This window comes from Streptomyces sp. NPDC055287 (genome assembly GCF_053646035.1).
Map to the genome: position 1 here is coordinate 198658 of NZ_JBSHNE010000007.1, position 18061 is coordinate 216718.

Consider the following 18061-nt stretch of genomic DNA (forward strand, 5'->3'; position numbering starts at 1 on the left):
GCCCGTCAGAAGGCGGCGGTGGGAGCGGTCCGCACGACCGTGGCCACCGCTTCCTCGATCTGCGGGTCCGTCAGATCCGCGCGGGCCGTCAGTCTGAGCCGCGAGATCCCGTCCGGCACCGACGGCGGACGGAAACAGCCCACGACGAGACCGGCCGCACGGCAGGCGGCGGCCCATCGCACCGCTTCCCCGGGCGAGGGCGCCAGGACCGACACCACGGCGGCGTCCGGACGTACGGCGGACAGGCCCGCGTCCGTCAGTCCGCGGTGCAGCGACACGGCGACGGTGCGGGCCCTCGCGGCCAGCTCCGGTTCCCGCCGCAGCAACCGTACGCTCGCCAGCGCGGCGCCCGCCGCGGCCGGCGCCAGGCCCGTGTCGAAGATGAACGTACGGGCCGTGTTGACCAGGTGCTCGATGACCCGGGCCGGCCCCAGGACCGCTCCGCCCTGGCTGCCGAGGGACTTCGACAGCGTGAGGGTGGCGACGACGCCGTCCGCTCCCGCCAGACCCGCCGCGTCGAGTGCGCCCCTGCCGCCGTCGCCGAGGACGCCGAGACCGTGCGCGTCGTCGACGAGCAGGGCAGCGCCGTACGCACGGCAGGCGGCGGCCAGTTCGGGCAGCGGCGCCGCGTCGCCGTCCACCGAGAACACCGAGTCGGTGACGGCGAGGGCACGGCCGTCGTGCGCGTCGAGCGTCTTGCGCACGGCGTCGGGGTCGGCGTGCGGCACCACGGCCGTGGTGGCGCGCGAGAGGCGGCAGCCGTCGACGATCGAGGCGTGGTTGAGAGCGTCGGAGACGATCAGCGAACCGTGCCCGCTGAGCGCGGTGAGGGCGGCGAGGTTGGCGGCGTAACCGGAGGAAAGGACAAGAGCAGCCTCGAAGCCGCAGAAATCGGCCAATTCCCGCTCAAGTTCGGCGTGCAGTCGGGTGCTGCCGGTGACGAGCCGCGAGCCGGTGGCGCCGGCGCCCCAGCGACGGGCGGACTCGGCGGCGGCGGACGTGACCTCCGGGCGGTGGGTGAGGCCGAGGTAGTCGTTGCTCGCGAGGTCGAGCAGGGTGGACTCGGCGGGGCGCGGGCGCAGGGTCCTGACGAGCCCGGCCTTCGCGCGTACCGCCGCCTGCTCGTCGATCCAGTCGAACGGGTCGAACGGTCCCTGGGGCATGGAAGAGTCCCTTTTGTAGGCAGCCCACAGACACTAGCCGGACGCGAGCGAGGTCAGGATGTGGCAATACCCACACCTCGTGAGGCCGCTCTTGTGCGGTTCCTCCTTGGCCACAGGCGGTGCCGTAGGCCAGGATCGGCACCATGGACCTGCTGAACACGCTGGTGGAGAAGGGGCTGCGGCGCGAGCTGCCGACCCGCGAAGAAGCGCTCGCCGTGCTGGCGACCTCCGACGACGAGCTGCTCGATGTGGTGGCCGCGGCCGGAAAGGTACGCCGCCAGTGGTTCGGACGGCGGGTGAAACTCAATTACCTGGTCAACCTCAAGTCGGGGCTGTGCCCCGAGGACTGTTCGTACTGCTCGCAGCGGCTCGGCTCGAAGGCCGAGATCCTGAAGTACACCTGGCTGAAGCCCGACGAGGCTTCCAAGGCGGCCGCCGCGGGGGTCGCGGGCGGCGCGAAGCGGGTGTGCCTGGTCGCGAGCGGGCGCGGGCCGACGGACAAGGACGTCGACCGCGTCTCGAAGACGATCGAGGCGATCAAGGACCAGAACGAGGACGTCGAGGTGTGCGCCTGCCTCGGGCTGCTCTCGGACGGGCAGGCGGAGCGGCTGCGGGCGGCGGGAGCCGACGCGTACAACCACAACCTCAACACGTCCGAGGCGACGTACGGCGGCATCACCACGACCCACACCTATGCCGACCGTGTGGAAACCGTCCAGCAGGCGCAGGCCGCTGGCATGTCCGCGTGCTCGGGTCTGATCGCGGGCATGGGTGAGACGGACGCGGACCTCGTGGACGTGGTCTTCGCGCTGCGCGAACTCGACCCGGACTCGGTGCCGGTGAACTTCCTGATCCCCTTCGAGGGGACGCCGCTCGCCAAGGAGTGGAACCTGACGCCGCAGCGGGCGCTGCGCATCCTCGCGATGGTGCGGTTCGTCTGCCCGGACGTCGAGGTACGGCTCGCGGGCGGGCGCGAGGTGCACCTGCGCACCATGCAGCCGCTGGCACTGAACCTGGTCAACTCGATCTTCCTCGGCGACTACCTGACCAGTGAGGGCCAGGCCGGACAGGCGGATCTGGAGATGATCGCCGACGCCGGTTTCGAGGTCGAGGGGACGGACACGACGACGCTGCCGGAGCACCGGGGCGGCGGCGGCTGCGCTTCCGCCTGCGGCGAGGCGTCGACGTGCGGCGAGCCGACGGCCGAGGAGGACACTCCGGAGATTCCGGCTGCCCGTACGGACCTGGTGTCGGTACGCCGACGGGGCGCCGGCACGGACCTCGCACCCAATGCCTGAGCCCCTGTCACCCGCCGAGCTGCTCCGGCTCGACCGGGAGCACGTCTGGCATCCGTACGGTCCGATGCCGGGCCGTGCGGAGCCGCTCCTGGTGGAGTCCGCGTCCGGCGTACGGCTGCGGCTCGCTCAGCCGGCCCACGGCCAGGACGAGCTGATCGACGGCATGTCGTCGTGGTGGTCGGCCGTCCACGGCTACAACCACCCGGTCCTCAACGAGGCGGCGCGCGGTCAGCTCGACCGGATGAGCCATGTCATGTTCGGCGGGCTCACCCACGAGCCCGCCGTGCGCCTGGCAGCGAAGCTGGTGGAGATCACTCCCGAGCCCTTGCGGCACGTGTTCCTGACCGACTCCGGGTCGGTGTCGGTCGAGGTCGCGGTCAAGATGTGCCTCCAGTACTGGCGCTCGGTGGGCCGGCCCGGCAAGCAGCGGCTGCTGACCTGGCGCGGCGGCTACCACGGCGACACGTGGCAGCCGATGTCGGTGTGCGACCCCGAGGGCGGGATGCACGAACTGTGGCAGGGCGCACTGCCGCGCCAGGTCTTCGCGGACGCGCCGCCCGCCGAGTACGACGCGGCGTACGCCGACCACCTGCGGGCGCTGATCGCCCGGCACGCGGACGAGCTGGCCGCGGTGATCGTGGAACCGGTGGTCCAGGGCGCGGGCGGCATGCGCTTCCACTCGCCCGCGTACCTGCGGGTGCTGCGGGAGGCGTGCGACGAGCACGGCGTGCTGCTGGTCTTCGACGAGATCGCGACGGGCTTCGGCCGTACGGGAGCCTTCTTCGCCTCGGAGCACGCTTCCGTCTCGCCCGATGTGCTGTGCCTGGGCAAGGCGCTGACCGGCGGCTATCTGACGATGGCGGCGACGCTGTGTACGTCGGAGGTGGCCGACGGCATCTCGCGCGGCGAGGTCCCGGTCCTGGCCCACGGCCCGACGTTCATGGGCAACCCGCTGGCTGCGGCGGTGGCCTGCGCCTCGATCGAGCTGCTGCTCGGCCAGGACTGGCTGGGCGAGGTCAAGCGCATCGAAGCGGGGCTGAGCGAAGGCCTGGCCGAGGTGGCGGCGCTGCCGGGGGTGCGGGACGTACGGGTGCTGGGGGCGATCGGCGTCGTACAGCTGGACCGTGAAGTCGACATGGCGGCTGCGACGGAGGCGGCGGCGCGGGAGGGCGTGTGGCTACGGCCGTTCCGCGACCTGATCTACACGATGCCGCCCTACGTCACGAACGACGAGGACCTGGCCCGCATCGGCCGGGCAATACGGGCGGCAGCGGCCACGGCAGGCGCGTGAGCGGTTCTCCGTTCCCACTGCTCCACCCCCCTCACTACTGCTCCGCCCCTTCCCGGCTGCGCCATGCGGCTCCACCGCGTGGGGGCTCCCCCCCCCAGCCGCTCCGGCTGTTGAGGAACAGGGGCCGTGGCCCTCGCACGGAGGAGCCGCATGGCGTCCCTTCGCCGGAAGGGGCGGACAGGAGCACGAGCCCCCTCGCGCTGCCTCCCCGACGAACTAGTACGAAGGAGCACACCGCATGGCTGTCATCGTCGTCAGCGGCACCGGAACCGAGATCGGCAAGACCGTCGTCACGGCGGCGCTCGCAGCCGTCGCCCGGAGCCAGGGCCGTACCGTCGCCGTGCTGAAGCCCGCCCAGACCGGGCTCGCGCCGGGAGAGCCGGGGGACGCCGACGAGGTCGTGCGGCTGGCAGGCGGCGGAGTCACGGGGGTCGAACTCGCCCGGTATCCCGAGCCGCTGGCGCCCGCGACCGCCGCCCGTCGCGCCGGCCTGCCTCCCGTACGGCCGCACGAGGTCGCCACGGCTGCGGCGAAGCTCGCCACCGAGTACGACCTCGTCCTCGTCGAAGGCGCCGGCGGCCTCCTCGTCCGCTTCGACGACGAGGGCGCCACCCTCGCCGACGCCGCCCGGCTGCTGGGCGCCCCTGTCCTCGTCGTCACCCCGGCCGGCCTCGGCACGCTCAACTCGACGACGCTGACCGCCGAGGCCCTGCGGGCCCGCGACATCGAGATGCTCGGAGTCGTCGTCGGCAGCTGGCCCAGCGCCCCCGGCCTCGCCGAACGCTGCAATGTCATCGAGCTGCCCGAGGCAGCGGGAGGCGCTCCCCTGCTCGGCGCCGTCCCCGAAGGCGCCGGCGGCCTGGCTCCGGCCGAGTTCCGTACGCGCGCCACGACGTGGCTCGCGGCCCCGCTGGGCGGCACCTGGCGTCCGTAACGCCCTTGCGCCATTGCGCCCGTACGCCCGTAAGGTCGTCGCCATGCGAGTACGTATCGACGAGATCGTCTTCGACTGCGCGGAGCCTGCGGCGCTGGTCCGCTTCTGGGCCGCCCTGCTGGGCGGCGACCCGGTCGACCGGAGTCCCGGCTGGTCGTTCGTCGACCCGCCGGACTGGCCCCGGGTCGCCTTCCAGCGCGTACCGGAGGGGAAGACGGCCAAGAACCGGCTGCACCTCGACCTGGACGCCGGCGACATCGACACGGCGAGTGCGGAGGCGGAGCGCCTCGGCGCGAGCAGAACGGGCGGCATCGTCACCGACGAACACGGATCCTTCCAGGTACTGATGGACCCGGAGGGCAACGAGTTCTGCTTCGTGAGCGGCGCGAGCCGCGCGACGGGGTAAGTATCGCGGTATCCGTACGCCCCACCGGAGGAGGGTCCGCGATGCCAAAGAGCCGCAGCAAGGTTCCCCGGGACGCCGTGCACCACCCGCTCTTCGCCCGCTTCTACGCCCGCTTCAGCGTGGCGGCCGACCTGAGAGGCGGGGTGGCCGCGCACCGCGAGGAGCTGCTGTCCGGCCTGTCCGGCCGGGTCATCGAGATCGGCGCGGGCAACGGGCTGAACTTCGCGCACTACCCGCCGGCCGTCTCGGAGGTCGTGGCCATCGAACCGGAGCGCAGCCTCCGCCAGTTGGCGGTGAAGGCCGCGCTGGACGCAGGTGTCCCGGTCGACGTCGTGCCGGGCGCCGCGGAGGCGCTGCCGGTCAAGAGCGAGGCGTTCGACGCCGCGGTGGTGTCGCTGGTGCTGTGCAGCGTGCGGGACGTGCCGCGCGCCCTGTCCGAGATCAAACGCGTCCTGCGGCCCGGCGGCGAGCTGCGCTTCTTCGAGCACGGCCGGGGCGAGGGCCGGGCCATGGTGACGGCCCAGCGCGTACTGGACCGCACGGTGTGGCCGGTGCTCTTCGGCGGGTGCCACACCGCCCGCGACCCGCTCGCGGGGATCACGGCGGCGGGGTTCGACATCGGCGCGTACCGGCGGCTGTTCGTACCGGAGAAGGGGCCCACGTTGCCGTCGTCGCCGTGCGTGCTGGGCGTGGCGCACCGGCCGCCGGAAGCTCCCGACGCCCCGGACACCCCGGGACGCCGCACAGCCGACGGCTAGGCCGGCGGCCTCACAGGCTCCACTGCCGCAGCTCTTCCGCGATCACGTGCACGTCCGCCTTGCCCTCCTTGACGAGCCTGGCCAGATCTCTCACCTGCTCGGGCGAGGTCACGACCTTCAGCCCGCAGGCGACGAGATAGCCGTACGCGACGGCGGAGGCGAACATGGCGTTCGAGCGTTCCAGCGCCGGCACATGGAGCAGCAGCTGGAGCAGGGCGGCCGCGCGGGCGGCGGGATCGCTGTAGACGGGGATGGCGAATATCTCCGCCTCGTGCCGCGCGACAGCGGCGACGAGCGCGCCCCAGTCGACCACCTGCGGGTCTCCCGGGGTCTTGTGTTCGGCGATCATGAGGAGCCAGGCGAGGTCGATCTTGAGAGTCAACGCTTGCCTTCGCGCTCCGTGCCGAATTCCTCCGCGAAGACAGATTCGTACTGCTTCATGAAGTCGGACGCGGCGTCGACGAACGTACGTCCCACCTCGCCCGCGTCCTGCCGGACCAGCTCCTCGATGTAGCGGTTCACGCTCATGCCCCGCTGGAGGGCGCGCTGGCGCGCGGCCTCGGCGGTGGTCTCGTCCACCCGTACGTTCAGCTGAGTTTTCGCCACGTCTTCAAAGCTAGCGCGCCGGCGCTAGCACCGGCAAGAGGATGCGGCGCGAGGTGAGGAGGAGTCGGAAAGTGGTCGACGCCGAGTCGCGCGGGATGGTGAGATGCCAGGCATGGATGATCTTCGTACACGGGCCGCCACGCCCGCCGACCTCGACGCGGTCCTGGCCTTCTGGAAGGTCGCAGCCGAGGGCACGAGCATCAGTGACGACCGCGCGGGCGTCGAGCGGCTGGTCGCCCGTGATCCCGACGCGCTGATCCTGGCCGAGTCGGGGGGCGCCGGCGGCGGGGACGCCGAGCTCGTCGGCACCGTCATCGCGGGCTTCGACGGCTGGCGCTGTCACCTGTACCGGCTGGCCGTGCACCCGGACCGGCGGCGGCGCGGCATCGGCTCCGCGCTGCTCGCGGCGGCGGAGGAGCGGTTCGTGGGCCTCGGCGGGCGGCGCGGCGACGCGATGGTCCTGCGGGAGAACGAGCGCGCGCACCACGCCTGGCGCGCCGCCGGGTACGCGCCGGAGCCGCAGTGGCGACGGTGGGTCAAGCCCCTCGTCGGCTGACGCGGCCGCCCTCTGCCCCAATTTGCTCGTCCTTTACCATGGGCGGATCATTCATCCCCCTTTGAAAGGTGTGAGCGTCCGCCCATGGGCGAGCCTCCCAGTAGTCGACATCGCGCACTCCTCCACGCCCTGCCCGATCATGGGACGGAGGTGAACCGATGACCGAAGTGCTTCTGCTCGCCGTGGCCGTGCTGCTCTCGCTCGCCTGCGGAGCCTTCGTCGCGGCGGAGTTCTCGCTGACGACGATCGAGCGCGGAGACCTCGAGCGCGCCGTGGAGCGGGGCGAGCGGGGGGCGGCGAGTGCCCTCAAGGCCGTACGCAGCCTGACGTTCCAGCTCTCCGGCGCCCAGCTCGGCATCACCGTGACCAACCTCCTCGTCGGCATGCTCGCCGAGCCCTCCATCGGCAAGCTGATCCGTGGTCCGCTCAGGTCGGCCGGCCTGTCCGCCGCGACCGCGTCGTCGGCGGCACTGGTCATCGGTACGGCGCTGTCCACCGTCGTCCTGATGGTCGTCGGCGAGCTGGTGCCGAAGAACTGGGCGATCTCCTCACCGCTGGCCGTCGCCAAGGTCGTCGCCGCCCCCCAGCGCGTGTTCAGCCTGGCCTTCCGTCCTCTCATCAGCCACCTCAACGGCTCGGCGAACCGGATCGTGCGGCGCTTCGGCATGGAGCCGGCCGAGGAACTGGCGTCCGCCCGCAGCCCCCAGGAGCTCGTTGCACTGGCGCGTCACTCCGCGAGGGAGGGCGCACTGGAGGCCGACACCGCCGAGCTGTTCGTACGGACCCTCAATCTGGCGGAACTGAACGCGGAGAACGTGATGACCCCGCGCGTACAGGTCACCGCACTCGACGTACAGGCCACCGCCGAGGACGTCGCCAACGCGACCCGCGCGACCGGCCTGTCCCGCTTCCCTGTCTACCGGGGCAGCCTGGACTCGGTCGTCGGCATCGCGCACATCAAGGACGTACTGACCGTGCCCGCCGAGCGCAGGCCTTCGTACCCGGTCTCCTCTCTGCTGCGCGAGCCCCTGCTCGTGCCGGAGACGCTGACCGTGGACCGGCTTCTCGACCGGCTGTCGGGCAAGCAGACCATGGCCGTCGTCATCGACGAATACGGCGGAACGGCGGGCGTCGTGACACTGGAGGACATCGTCGAGGAGGTCGTCGGCGAGGTGCGCGACGAGCATGATCCGCACGAGACGCCGGACCTGGTTCCGGCGGGTGAGGACGCCGACGGACGGGTGCTGTGGTCGGCGGACGGCGCGGCCAGGACGGACCAGCTGGAGCGGGTCGGGCTGCGGGTGCACGAAGGCCCGTACGAGACGCTCGCCGGGCTGGTCGCCCACGAGCTGGGCCGCATTCCGGCCGTGGGTGACCGTATCGAACTGGCCGGGTGGCAGCTGGACGTGCTGGATGCGGCAGGACGGCGCGCGGCGCGGGTGCTGCTGCACGCGCCGCTGCCGGACGGCTCCGGCGGCTCCACGGACTCCTCCGGTCCGGCCTCGGGTGCCGGCTCGGACTCCAGTCCGGGCTCGGGTGCCGGTCCGGGCTCGGGTGCCGGCTCGGGCTCCGGTCCGGGCTCGGGTTCCGATCCGGGCTCCGGTCCCGGCTCGTCCGGGGACAAGGAGGCCGGGCGATGACCGCGGTCCAACTGCTCATCGGCCTGCTCACGCTGGTCGTCAACGCCTTCTTCGTCGGCGCGGAGTTCGCCCTGATCTCCGTACGCCGCAGCCAGATCGAGCCGGAGGCGGAGGACGGGAACCGGCGGGCGCGCAGTGTCCTGTGGGGACTCGAACACGTCGCGGCGCTGCTCGCGGCGGCCCAGCTGGGCATCACGTTGTGCACCCTGGTGCTCGGTGTGGTCGCCGAGCCGGCCATCGCGCATCTGCTGGAGCCGCTCTTCCACGCCGTCGGCGTGCCGGACGGCCTCACGCACCCGATCTCGTTCGTCATCGCGCTCGCCGTGGCGACGTATCTGCACATGCTCTTCGGCGAGATGGTGCCGAAGAACATCGCGCTGGCCGAGCCGGTCAGGACCGCGCTGCTGCTCGGGCCGCCGCTGGTGGCGCTGGCCCGCGCGCTGCGGCCGGTGATCTTCGCGATCAACGCCTTCGCCAACGGACTGCTCAAGCTGCTGCGGGTGGAGGCCAAGAGCGAGGTTTCGGCCACGTTCACGGACGACGAACTGGCGCGGCTGGTCACGGACGCGGGGCATGCCGGCCTGCTCGACGACCGTGCGGCCGAGCGGCTGCACGACGCCCTGGAGCTGGGCCGGCGCCCGGTGCAGGACGTGGTCATGCCGGTGGAGCGGGTGGTGTTCGCGCAGATGGGGACGACGCCGGAGGACCTGGAGCGGCTGTCGGCCGAATCGGGGTTCTCCCGCTTCCCGGTGCTGGAAGGTCTGCGGATCCTGGGCTACCTGCATGTGAAGGACGCCCTGGACGCCGCTCCGCGCAATGTGCCGTTCCCGGTGTCCGCGCTCCGGCCGATCGCCCGGGTGCGGGCGGCCACGCCGCTCGACGACGTACTGACGGCGATGCGGCGCAGCCGGACGCATCTGGCCGCGGTGCTGGGCGACGACGGCAACCCGGCCGGGCTCGTCACGATGGAGGACGTGCTGCGCGAGCTGGTCGGGAGGCCGGACCAGCGGCAGTCCTGACTTCTGGTCCGCCCGGCGCCGGGATACGATCGCTCCGCCATGGAACTGAATGCCACATACACCAGTCTCGTCGCGGTCGGCGACTCGTTCACCGAAGGCATGTCGGACGCTCTGCCCGACGGCTCGTACCGGGGCTGGGCGGACCTCCTCGCCGCCCGGATGGCGGCGAGCACGCCCGGTTTCCAGTACGCGAATCTCGCCGTACGGGGAAAACTGATCGGCCAGATCGTCGCCGAGCAGGTGGATGTCGCGGCCGCCATGCGGGCGGATGTCGTGACGCTGGTGGGCGGGCTCAACGACACCCTCCGGCCGAAGGTCGACATGGGAAGGGTGTGCGGGCTTCTCGAAGAGGCTGCGGGGAAGCTGGCTCCCTCCTGCAAGCAGCTGGTTCTGATGCGCAGTCCTGGCCGCAACGGACCGGTGATGCAGCGCTTCCGACCGCGCATGGAGCAGTTGTTCGACTTCATCGACACACTGGCGGCGCGGCACGGGGCCCTGGTGATCGACCTGTACGGCGCGCCCGTGCTCGCCGACCCCCGGCTCTGGCATGTCGACCGGCTTCATCTGACGGCCGACGGACACCGGCGGGTCGCCGAGGCGGTGTGGCAGGCGCTGGGGCACGCCGCCGAGGAGGACTGGCGGGCGCCATTGGCACCGGGGCTCCTGCCCGGCTGGGCGGCACGGCGCGGGAGCGACCTGCGGTTCGCGCGCCAGCACCTCGTGCCGTGGATCGGGCGTCGCGTCACGGGGCGCTCCTCGGGTGACGGGCGGCCTGCCAAGCGCCCCGACCTGCTGCCGTACGACATTCCCCTGCCGTAACGCTTCACGTGTCGGTGATCGACCGCTCCTCGTAGCAAGCCACAAAGGGGACCGCGGCGCTGGCCTGCACAAACCGCCAGTAGAATCTGGTCACGTGACTGCTGCTCCTGCGAAGCCTCGCATCCCCAATGTCCTGGCCGGCCGCTACGCCTCCGCGCAACTCGCCGTCCTGTGGTCCCCCGAGCAGAAGGTGAAGCTGGAGCGCCAGCTGTGGCTCGCCGTGCTCCGTGCTCAGAAGGACCTCGGCATCGAGGTGCCCGACGAGGCCATCTCCGACTACGAGCGCGTGCTCGACCAGGTCGACCTGGCGTCGATCGCCGAGCGCGAGAAGGTCACGCGTCACGACGTGAAGGCGCGCATCGAGGAGTTCAACGCGCTCGCGGGCCACGAGCAGGTCCACAAGGGCATGACGTCCCGCGACCTCACCGAGAACGTCGAGCAGCTCCAGATCCGGCTCTCGCTGGAGCTGATGCGCGACCGTACGGTCGCCGTGCTCGCCCGGCTCGGGAAGCTGTCCGCCGAGTACGCGGAGCTCGTCATGGCGGGCCGTTCCCACAACGTCGCGGCCCAGGCGACGACGCTGGGCAAGCGCTTCGCGACCGCGGCCGACGAGCTGCTGGTGGCGTACGGGCGCCTCGAGGAGCTGCTCGGCCGCTACCCGCTGCGCGGGATCAAGGGCCCGGTCGGCACGGCCCAGGACATGCTGGACCTGCTGGCCGGTGACGCCGGCAAGCTGGCGGACCTGGAGCAGCGGATCGCAGGCCACCTCGGCTTCTCCCAGGCCTTCACCTCGGTGGGCCAGGTGTACCCCCGCTCGCTGGACTACGAGGTGGTCACCGCGCTCGTGCAGCTGGCTGGCGCTCCCTCCTCGGTCGCCAAGACCATCCGGCTGATGGCCGGGCACGAACTGGTGACTGAGGGCTTCAAGCCCGGCCAGGTCGGCTCGTCCGCGATGCCGCACAAGATGAACACCCGCTCCTGCGAGCGTGTGAACGGCCTCATGGTGATCCTGCGCGGCTACGCCTCGATGACGGGCGAGCTGGCGGGCGACCAGTGGAACGAGGGCGACGTGTCCTGCTCGGTGGTGCGCCGCGTCGCACTGCCCGACGCGTTCTTCGCCTTCGACGGTCTCCTGGAGACCTTCCTCACGGTGCTCGACGAGTTCGGCGCGTTCCCGGCTGTCGTGTCCCGCGAACTGGACCGCTACCTCCCCTTCCTCGCGACGACCAAGGTGCTCATGGCTTCGGTACGGGCGGGGGTCGGCCGTGAGGTCGCGCACGAGGCCATCAAGGAGAACGCCGTCGCCTCGGCGCTGGCCATGCGTGAGCAGGGTGCCGAGCGCAACGAGCTGCTGGACAAGCTCGCGGCCGACAAGCGGATCCCGCTGGACCGGGCGCAACTGGACGAGCTCATGGCCGACAAGCTGTCCTTCACCGGTGCGGCGGCGCAGCAGGTCGGCGCCGTGGTCTCCCGTATCGAGGAGATCGCCAAGCAGCACCCCGACGCCGCCGGGTACACCCCCGGATCGATCCTCTGATCCGCACGGCATGACACCCGAAGAGCTCCTGGCTGCCCGCGACCGCCTTGTTCCCGACGTGGTCGCGGGTGGCCTGCGGGTGCTCTTCTGCGGCATCAATCCCGGACTGATGTCGGCGGCAACGGGCCACCACTTCGCCCGCCCCGGCAACCGCTTCTGGCCGGTGCTACACCTCTCGGGCTTCACTCCCCGGCAGCTGAAGCCGGCGGAGCAGGACGAACTCCCTTCCTACGGCCTCGGCATCACGAATGTGGTGGCCAGGGCGAGTGCGCGGGCCGACGAGGTAAGTGACGAGGAGTTCCGCGAGGGCGGCCGGCTCCTGACGCAGAGGGTGGAACTCCTGCGGCCGAAGTGGCTCGCGGTGGTCGGCATCACCGCCTACCGCACGGCTTTCGGCGAACGGAAGGCGACGATCGGGCCGCAGGAGCGGACGATCGGCGAGACCCGGATCTGGGCCCTGCCCAACCCCAGCGGCCTCAACGCCCACTGGACCGCGCAGACCATGGCCGAGGAGTACGCCCGGCTGCGAGCCGCATCGTTGGGCGGCGGCCAACAGCCCGAAGCCACGCCCTAGCGGCGGTCAGCAACGGCAGCCGGGACCCCGCTGCTTTCCGCTGTGCCTTCAGCTTCGGCAGCTACGGTGGGTCGGTCTCGGTCACGACGGCCAGCAGCTCGTACGACGCCCCCTCGTCGGCCGACGCCAGTCCCACCGCGATCCACCGACCGTCGGCCCGCCAGATGTGCAGGTTGTCGAACCTCGCGCTCAGCTCGTCCCAGGGCGCCGGTATGTCCTCCCCCGCGACGCTCCGCTCCAGCAGACTCCAAAGGCTGAAGTGCTGGGGCTCGCCCCACCGCCCGCCCAGCACGGCCAGCAGCGCTTCGTGCTCGGCCACGCACTGATCCCGCGTCTCCAGACGCGCTGCGGCGTCCTCGTCCTGCGGCTCGTCGGCCGCGCTGAGCTCCACCGTGTGATAGCCGGGTCCGCTGAAACCGCAGTCCGACCTGCCGCGCTGGGCCGGGAATTCCCGGCTGCGCAGCTGGTCTATCAGGGCGAGATACCGTGCGGTGCTCATGTCGTCAGTAAACCTCCCGGCACTGACAATTGGCCGCCCGTCAGGCGTCGCGCCGCCGCAGCGCCCACCATCCGGCCAGTACCGCCGCCGCTGCCCAGGCCGCTGTGACCGCGAGCCCCGTCCACGGTCCCAGGCTCCCCGTGGGGTCCTGCTGGAGAACCAACTGCCCCGCCCGGTCGGGCAAGTACGCGGCGGCACCCTCCGCGACATCCCCGATCACGAAAGAGACAATCAGGATGAAGGGTATGAGCAGGCTCAGTACGGCAACTCCGCTGCGCAGCAGAGTGGTCAGGCCGGCCGCGAAAAGAGCCATCAGCGCGAGATAGATCCCGCAGCCGACACAGGCACGGAGGACTCCCGGGTCCCCCAGTCCGATGGCGTACTCCCCCATGAATGCCTGTCCTGCGAGAAAGGCCGCAAAGCCGGTGACCAGCCCCACGGCCAGCGCCGGGCCCGCCACCAGTGCCATCTTGGCGGCGTAGAAGCGGCTTCTGTCAGGTACGGCGGTGAGCGAGGTCCGCAGGGCTCCGTTCACGTACTCGGAGGAGACCGCTGTGGTACCGAAGGCGATGGCGGCGATCTGGCCGAAGTTCAGTGCGTAGAAGGTGCCGAGGACGGGATCGTAGTCCGCGCTGTCGGCTTCCGCCCGGCCCACGGGGGCGCTCGCCAGGACGGTGATGGCGATGGTGACGGCGAAGACCGATGCTAGGGAGCCCACGGTGGAGCGCATCGACCTGACCTTGATCCACTCGGAGTGGAGTGCGGCGGTGGTCGGCATGGTCAAGCCTCCTGCGGGGTGGCGGCGGGCATGGAAGCGAACTGGGTGGCGGTGGTGGTGAGATCGAGGTAGGCCTGCTCCAGCGAGAGCTGCTCGTCGGCGAGTTCGAGGATCGTGACGCCCTCCCGGGCGGCTGTCGCGCCGATTTCCTCGGCCTTCGCGCCGTCCACGGTCCATCGCCCGTCGTCGCCGGGGTCGAGTGCGTAGCCCGCGCGGGCCAATGCGGTGCGAAGCAGTCCCGGTTCGGTGGTACGCAGCCGGACCCGGGGCCGGCCGCGTACGTCGAGGAACTCCCGCATCGGAGTGTCGGCCAGCAGGCGGCCCCGGCCAAGCACGACGAGGTGGTCGGCGAAGGACGACGTCTCGTTCATCAGATGGCTGGAGACGAGAACCGTGCGGCCCTCGCGGGCGAGCCGCTTCATCAGTTCACGGATCCAGATGATGCCTTCCGGGTCGAGACCGTTCGACGGCTCGTCGAGCATCACCACCGGCGGATCACCGAGCAGGGCCGCGGCGACCCCGAGCCGCTGCCGCATACCCAGCGAGAAGGTCTTGATCCGGCGCCCCGCGACCTCCGCCAGGCCGGACTCCTCCAGCACTTCGTCGCTGCGGCGCGCTGGTATGCGGTTGCTCGCCGCGAGCGCTCGCAGATGGTCCCGGGCGGTGCGCGAGCCGTGCGCCGACTGGGCGTCCAACAGCGCCCCCACCAGGCGCAACGGTTGCCCAACAGCCGCATACCGCTGCCCTCCGACGGCGGCCGTGCCGGAGGTGGGCCGGTCCAGGCCGAGGACGAGTCGCATGGTGGTGGACTTGCCGGCGCCGTTCGGGCCGAGGAAGCCGGTCACCCGGCCGGGCCGCACGCTGAATGTGAGGCGGTCCACGGCGCGTGTGGCGCCGTAAACCTTGGTGAGTTCGTGGACGTCGATGCTGTTCATGACTCCAGGCTGGCCGTCCGGGCACCGCCCGGTCCTCCCCCGTCCGTGGGGATCACCTCCCCCGCACGGGGGAGCCGTCGCACCTGCCGGCCCTGACACGATGACGTCATGCGTCACGCCATGTCCCGCCTCCTCCGCCCTCTGACACGACCGGTCACGTACACCCGTTGGGTTCATTTGTGGATCGCCGTGGTGGTGATCGGCGTGTGGTTGTTCATCGACACGTCCCGGCTGTACGTGCCCGTGGTGCTGGTCGCGCTGGCCGGATTCGTCCCCTGGGTGCGACTGATGGAAGGGGTGCAGGCCCGGCTGTTGCTGCTGCCGAACGGGGACGCGAACGAGGAAGCGGTCATCGCCGCCGCGCCGTCCGCTTCCTGGGCGGACCGCTGGCGCACCGTGGTGTGGCTCGAGGCCCGGTTGCTGCTGGGCTGCCTGGTCGCCCTGCTCACCGCCCAGTTGCCGATGACGTCCGTGGACCTGGTCGTCATCGCGAGCGGCGGTTCCGTGGACGAGTCCATGCTGCTGGGGCAGTTGTCGGGCAACCACTGGTGGTACGCCCTGCTCTCACCGCTGCCGGTAATCGTTCTCCTGGCAGTGGTCGTCGGGGCGGGCGAGCTGATCACCCTCATCGCCCGGCACCTGCTCGGGCCTTCCGCCGCCGAGCGGCTCACAGCGCTCGAAGCACGCACCGAGCAGCTTCTGGAGCGCAATCGCATCGCCCGGGAGCTGCACGATTCTATCGGGCACGCCCTGACCGTGGCCGTGGTGCAGGCAGGCGCCGCCCGCGCCGCGAACAGCGCGGAGTTCACCGACCGGGCGCTGGCCGCCATCGAGGAGACGGGCCGGGCGGCGCTGGAGGACCTGGAGCGAGTTCTGCTCGTCCTGCGCGATTCGGGCCGGCCACCCGGACAGGGCCCGACCCTTGCCGAGGCGGACCGGCTGCTGGAGTCCGCCCGGGCGTCCGGCGCGAAGGTGGACGCGGACGTGTCGGGTCCGCTGGAGCGGATCGCCGGGCCTGTCTCACGGGAGGGGTACCGCATCCTCCAGGAATCGCTCACCAATGTGCTGCGGCACAGCGGTCCGGTCCCGGTCCGGGTACGCATCGCGGTGCTCGCGGGCCGGCTCGAACTGGACGTGACCAGCGCGCTCAAAACTCCCGGGCCACTGCCGAGCACCGACGGCAACGGCCTGCGGGGCATACGGGAGCGGGCAGCGCTGCTCGGCGGTGAGGCGCACGCCGGACCGCACGAGGGCGACTGGTGGGTGTACGTGAGGCTGCCGCTGGACGGCCTACGCTGACCGGATGCCGGTAACCGTTCTTCTGGTCGACGACGAGCCCCTTGTCCGCGCGGGTCTGCGCGCCGTCCTTGAGGCGCAGCCCGACATCAGCGTCGTCGGGGAGGCCGCCGACGGCGCCTCAGTGATTCCGCTCGTGCGTCAACTGCGGCCCGACGTCGTGGCGATGGATGTCCGGATGCCACTGATGGACGGCATCGAGGCGACCCGGGCCGTGCTCCGTACCGTGCAGGATCCGCCGAAGATCCTGGTCGTCACGACGTTCGAGAACGACGAGTACGTGTACGAGGCGCTGCGCGCCGGCGCCGACGGTTTCCTGCTGAAGCGGTCACGTCCCGCCGAGATCGTGCACGCGGTCCGGCTGGTCGCCGAGGGCGAGTCGCTGCTCTTCCCCGCAGCGGTGCGGGCCCTGGCCGCCGAGTACGGCAGCAGCTCCGCCCGCGAGGCCATGGACCGGGCAGCGCTCACGGAGCGGGAATCCGCGGTACTGCGGCTGATGGCCCGCGGCCTGTCCAACGCGGAGATCGCCGGTCGGCTCGTCGTCGGCACCGAGACGGTGAAGACGCACGTCAGCGCCGTGCTGGCCAAGCTGGGCGCCCGGGACCGCACCCAGGCCGTGATCGCCGCGTACGAGTCCGGCTTCGTCACACCGCGCTGACGTGCCACCGGCGTACCGCCAGTGCAGACGGATTCCGCACGGCGCGGGACCGCTCTCGCCGCGCCCCCGACCAGCGAGTACGATCCGGCAGAACAAGCGCACGAGCTGGGAGGACACACCGTGGGGCGGTTGACCGGCGGGGACCCCTCTCTGTTGCGGCGGATCAACTCCGCGGTGGTGCTGCACGCACTGCGGGGCGCGGACGCGCCCACGCTCACCGACCTGACCAGGGTGACCGGGCTGTCGCGGCCGACGGTCGAGGGGGTCGTCGAAGGGCTCATGGAGACAGGGCTCGTTGTCGAGGCCCCACCTGAGGACAGCGAGACGCGGCGCCAGGGAAGACCGGCGCGGAGGTTCCGGTTCCGCGCCGAGGCAGGCCACCTGATGGGCGTCGAGATCGGCCCGCACCGCATCGCCGCCCTGCTGTCCGGCCTGGACGGCCGTATCATCGGCGCCGGCTCGCGCACGGTGTCGGAGACCGCCTCGGCGGACGAGCGGCTCGACCGGGTTCGCGCCATGGTCGCCGACGTTCTGCGCCGCGCCGGCGTCCCGCGCAGCTCGCTGCGCGCCGTCGGAATCGGAACCCCCGGCATCGTGGAGGCGGACGGGACCGTACGGCTGGGTACGGCCCTCCCCGACTGGACCGGACTGCCGCTCGGTGAGCGGTTCCGCCGGTCGTTCCGCTGCCCCGTGCTGGTGGAGAACGACGCCAACGCAGCGGCGGTCGCCGAGCACTGGAAGGGCGCGGCCGTCGACTCCGACGACATCGTGTTCGTACTGGCCGGGCTGAGCCCCGGCGCTGGCTCACTGATCGGCGGGCGGCTGCACCGGGGTTTCGGCGGCGCGGCCGGGGAGATCGGAGCGCTGCATCTGCTGGGCCGCGAGGTCACGCCGGAGATGCTGCTGTCGACGACGGACGAGCCGGTGCTCCCCCTGGACGAGCAGGCAGTGGCCACCGTCTTCCGGCGCGCCAGGCAGGGAGACTCCGCGGCCCAGGAGGCCGTCGGGCGGTTCATCCAGCGGCTGGTGCACGATGTGGCGGCGCTGGTGCTGGCCCTCGACCCCGAACTGGTGGTGATCGGCGGGTGGGCGGCCGGCATCGACGGCGTACTCGAGCCGCTGCGCGGCGAGTTGGCGCGCTACTGCCTGCGTCCGCCGCAGGTGGCGCTGTCGCTGCTCGGTGAGGCGGCCGTGGCGACGGGTGCGCTGCGCCTGGCCCTCGACCATGTCGAGGAGCAGCTGTTCGCCGTCGAGGGAACGGTGACGGCCCGCCGCTGAGCGTGGCGGGCCGTGC

At 71.5% G+C, this 18061-nt stretch carries 20 protein-coding genes; 14 read left to right on the forward strand and 6 right to left on the reverse strand.

Features of this window, described 5'->3' with window-relative positions; genetic code table 11:
* Positions 1–5: 5 nt before the first annotated feature.
* Positions 6–1163, reverse strand: a complete 1158-nt coding sequence (locus ACWIHY_RS14365) for an 8-amino-7-oxononanoate synthase (protein WP_454375955.1) — start codon at positions 1161–1163, stop codon at positions 6–8.
* Positions 1164–1306: 143 nt separating this feature from the next.
* Here ACWIHY_RS14365 and bioB point away from each other — a divergent pair, with 143 nt between their 5' ends.
* The 5 genes from bioB to ACWIHY_RS14390 all read left to right on the forward strand — a co-directional run bounded on the left by bioB (position 1307) and on the right by ACWIHY_RS14390 (position 5850).
* Positions 1307–2461 (forward strand): biotin synthase BioB, encoded by a 1155-nt coding sequence (gene bioB / locus ACWIHY_RS14370; protein WP_454375956.1) that lies wholly within the window; start codon positions 1307–1309, stop codon positions 2459–2461.
* Entirely contained in the window at positions 2454–3752 is a 1299-nt protein-coding gene (locus tag ACWIHY_RS14375) for an adenosylmethionine--8-amino-7-oxononanoate transaminase (protein WP_454375957.1), read from the forward strand. The genes bioB and ACWIHY_RS14375 overlap by 8 nt, the downstream gene beginning before the upstream one ends.
* A 238-nt stretch (positions 3753–3990) precedes the next feature.
* Positions 3991–4686 carry a dethiobiotin synthase gene (bioD, locus tag ACWIHY_RS14380; protein ID WP_454375958.1) on the forward strand — a complete coding sequence of 232 codons (696 nt, stop codon included), beginning with the start codon at positions 3991–3993 and terminating at the stop codon, positions 4684–4686.
* 43 nt (positions 4687–4729) lie between these two features.
* A complete protein-coding gene (locus ACWIHY_RS14385; RefSeq protein WP_454375959.1) occupies positions 4730–5092 on the forward strand; it encodes a VOC family protein in 363 nt (120 codons plus the stop codon).
* Positions 5093–5133: 41 nt separating this feature from the next.
* Positions 5134–5850, forward strand: a complete 717-nt coding sequence (locus tag ACWIHY_RS14390; RefSeq protein ID WP_454375960.1) for a class I SAM-dependent methyltransferase — start codon at positions 5134–5136, stop codon at positions 5848–5850.
* A gap of 10 nt (positions 5851–5860) precedes the next feature.
* Here the strand turns inward: ACWIHY_RS14390 and ACWIHY_RS14395 are convergent, their stop codons facing one another.
* Positions 5861–6232 carry a fic family toxin-antitoxin system, toxin component gene (locus ACWIHY_RS14395; RefSeq protein ID WP_454375961.1) on the reverse strand — a complete coding sequence of 124 codons (372 nt, stop codon included), beginning with the start codon at positions 6230–6232 and terminating at the stop codon, positions 5861–5863.
* Positions 6229–6456 carry an antitoxin gene (locus ACWIHY_RS14400; RefSeq protein WP_454375962.1) on the reverse strand — a complete coding sequence of 76 codons (228 nt, stop codon included), beginning with the start codon at positions 6454–6456 and terminating at the stop codon, positions 6229–6231. Before ACWIHY_RS14400 ends, ACWIHY_RS14395 begins: the two co-directional genes overlap by 4 nt.
* A gap of 112 nt (positions 6457–6568) precedes the next feature.
* Here ACWIHY_RS14400 and ACWIHY_RS14405 point away from each other — a divergent pair, with 112 nt between their 5' ends.
* The 6 genes from ACWIHY_RS14405 to mug all read left to right on the forward strand — a co-directional run bounded on the left by ACWIHY_RS14405 (position 6569) and on the right by mug (position 12601).
* On the forward strand, positions 6569–7012 hold the full coding sequence (locus tag ACWIHY_RS14405; protein WP_454375963.1) for a GNAT family N-acetyltransferase: 444 nt from the start codon (positions 6569–6571) through the stop codon (positions 7010–7012).
* 158 nt (positions 7013–7170) lie between these two features.
* Entirely contained in the window at positions 7171–8652 is a 1482-nt protein-coding gene (locus tag ACWIHY_RS14410; protein ID WP_454375964.1) for a hemolysin family protein, read from the forward strand.
* Entirely contained in the window at positions 8649–9671 is a 1023-nt protein-coding gene (locus ACWIHY_RS14415) for a hemolysin family protein (RefSeq protein WP_454375965.1), read from the forward strand. Before ACWIHY_RS14410 ends, ACWIHY_RS14415 begins: the two co-directional genes overlap by 4 nt.
* Positions 9672–9710: 39 nt before the next feature.
* A complete protein-coding gene (locus ACWIHY_RS14420) occupies positions 9711–10490 on the forward strand; it encodes an SGNH/GDSL hydrolase family protein (protein ID WP_454375966.1) in 780 nt (259 codons plus the stop codon).
* 94 nt (positions 10491–10584) lie between these two features.
* Complete coding sequence (gene purB / locus ACWIHY_RS14425; protein ID WP_454375967.1) at positions 10585–12027, forward strand: adenylosuccinate lyase; 1443 nt, start codon at positions 10585–10587, stop codon at positions 12025–12027.
* A gap of 10 nt (positions 12028–12037) precedes the next feature.
* Positions 12038–12601, forward strand: coding sequence for a G/U mismatch-specific DNA glycosylase (gene mug / locus ACWIHY_RS14430; protein ID WP_454375968.1), 564 nt, complete (start codon positions 12038–12040; stop codon positions 12599–12601).
* Positions 12602–12662: 61 nt separating this feature from the next.
* Here mug and ACWIHY_RS14435 read toward each other — a convergent pair whose 3' ends face one another.
* Genes ACWIHY_RS14435 through ACWIHY_RS14445 form a run of 3 tightly spaced genes read right to left on the reverse strand, consistent with a single transcriptional unit; the run spans position 12663 to position 14813 of the window.
* Positions 12663–13100, reverse strand: coding sequence for a hypothetical protein (locus ACWIHY_RS14435; protein ID WP_454375969.1), 438 nt, complete (start codon positions 13098–13100; stop codon positions 12663–12665).
* A 40-nt stretch (positions 13101–13140) separates the two neighbouring features.
* Entirely contained in the window at positions 13141–13878 is a 738-nt protein-coding gene (locus tag ACWIHY_RS14440) for an ABC transporter permease (protein ID WP_454375970.1), read from the reverse strand.
* Positions 13879–13880: 2 nt separating this feature from the next.
* A complete protein-coding gene (locus ACWIHY_RS14445) occupies positions 13881–14813 on the reverse strand; it encodes an ABC transporter ATP-binding protein (protein WP_454375971.1) in 933 nt (310 codons plus the stop codon).
* Between the two features lie 120 nt (positions 14814–14933).
* Between ACWIHY_RS14445 and ACWIHY_RS14450 the strand changes: the two genes are divergently transcribed.
* The 3 genes from ACWIHY_RS14450 (at position 14934) to ACWIHY_RS14460 (ending at position 18045) form a co-directional block, all read left to right on the forward strand.
* A complete protein-coding gene (locus ACWIHY_RS14450) occupies positions 14934–16112 on the forward strand; it encodes a sensor histidine kinase (RefSeq protein ID WP_454376050.1) in 1179 nt (392 codons plus the stop codon).
* 4 nt (positions 16113–16116) lie between these two features.
* Positions 16117–16767 (forward strand): response regulator, encoded by a 651-nt coding sequence (locus ACWIHY_RS14455; protein ID WP_454375972.1) that lies wholly within the window; start codon positions 16117–16119, stop codon positions 16765–16767.
* Positions 16768–16887: 120 nt separating this feature from the next.
* Complete coding sequence (locus ACWIHY_RS14460) at positions 16888–18045, forward strand: ROK family transcriptional regulator (RefSeq protein WP_454375973.1); 1158 nt, start codon at positions 16888–16890, stop codon at positions 18043–18045.
* Positions 18046–18061: the final 16 nt, after the last annotated feature.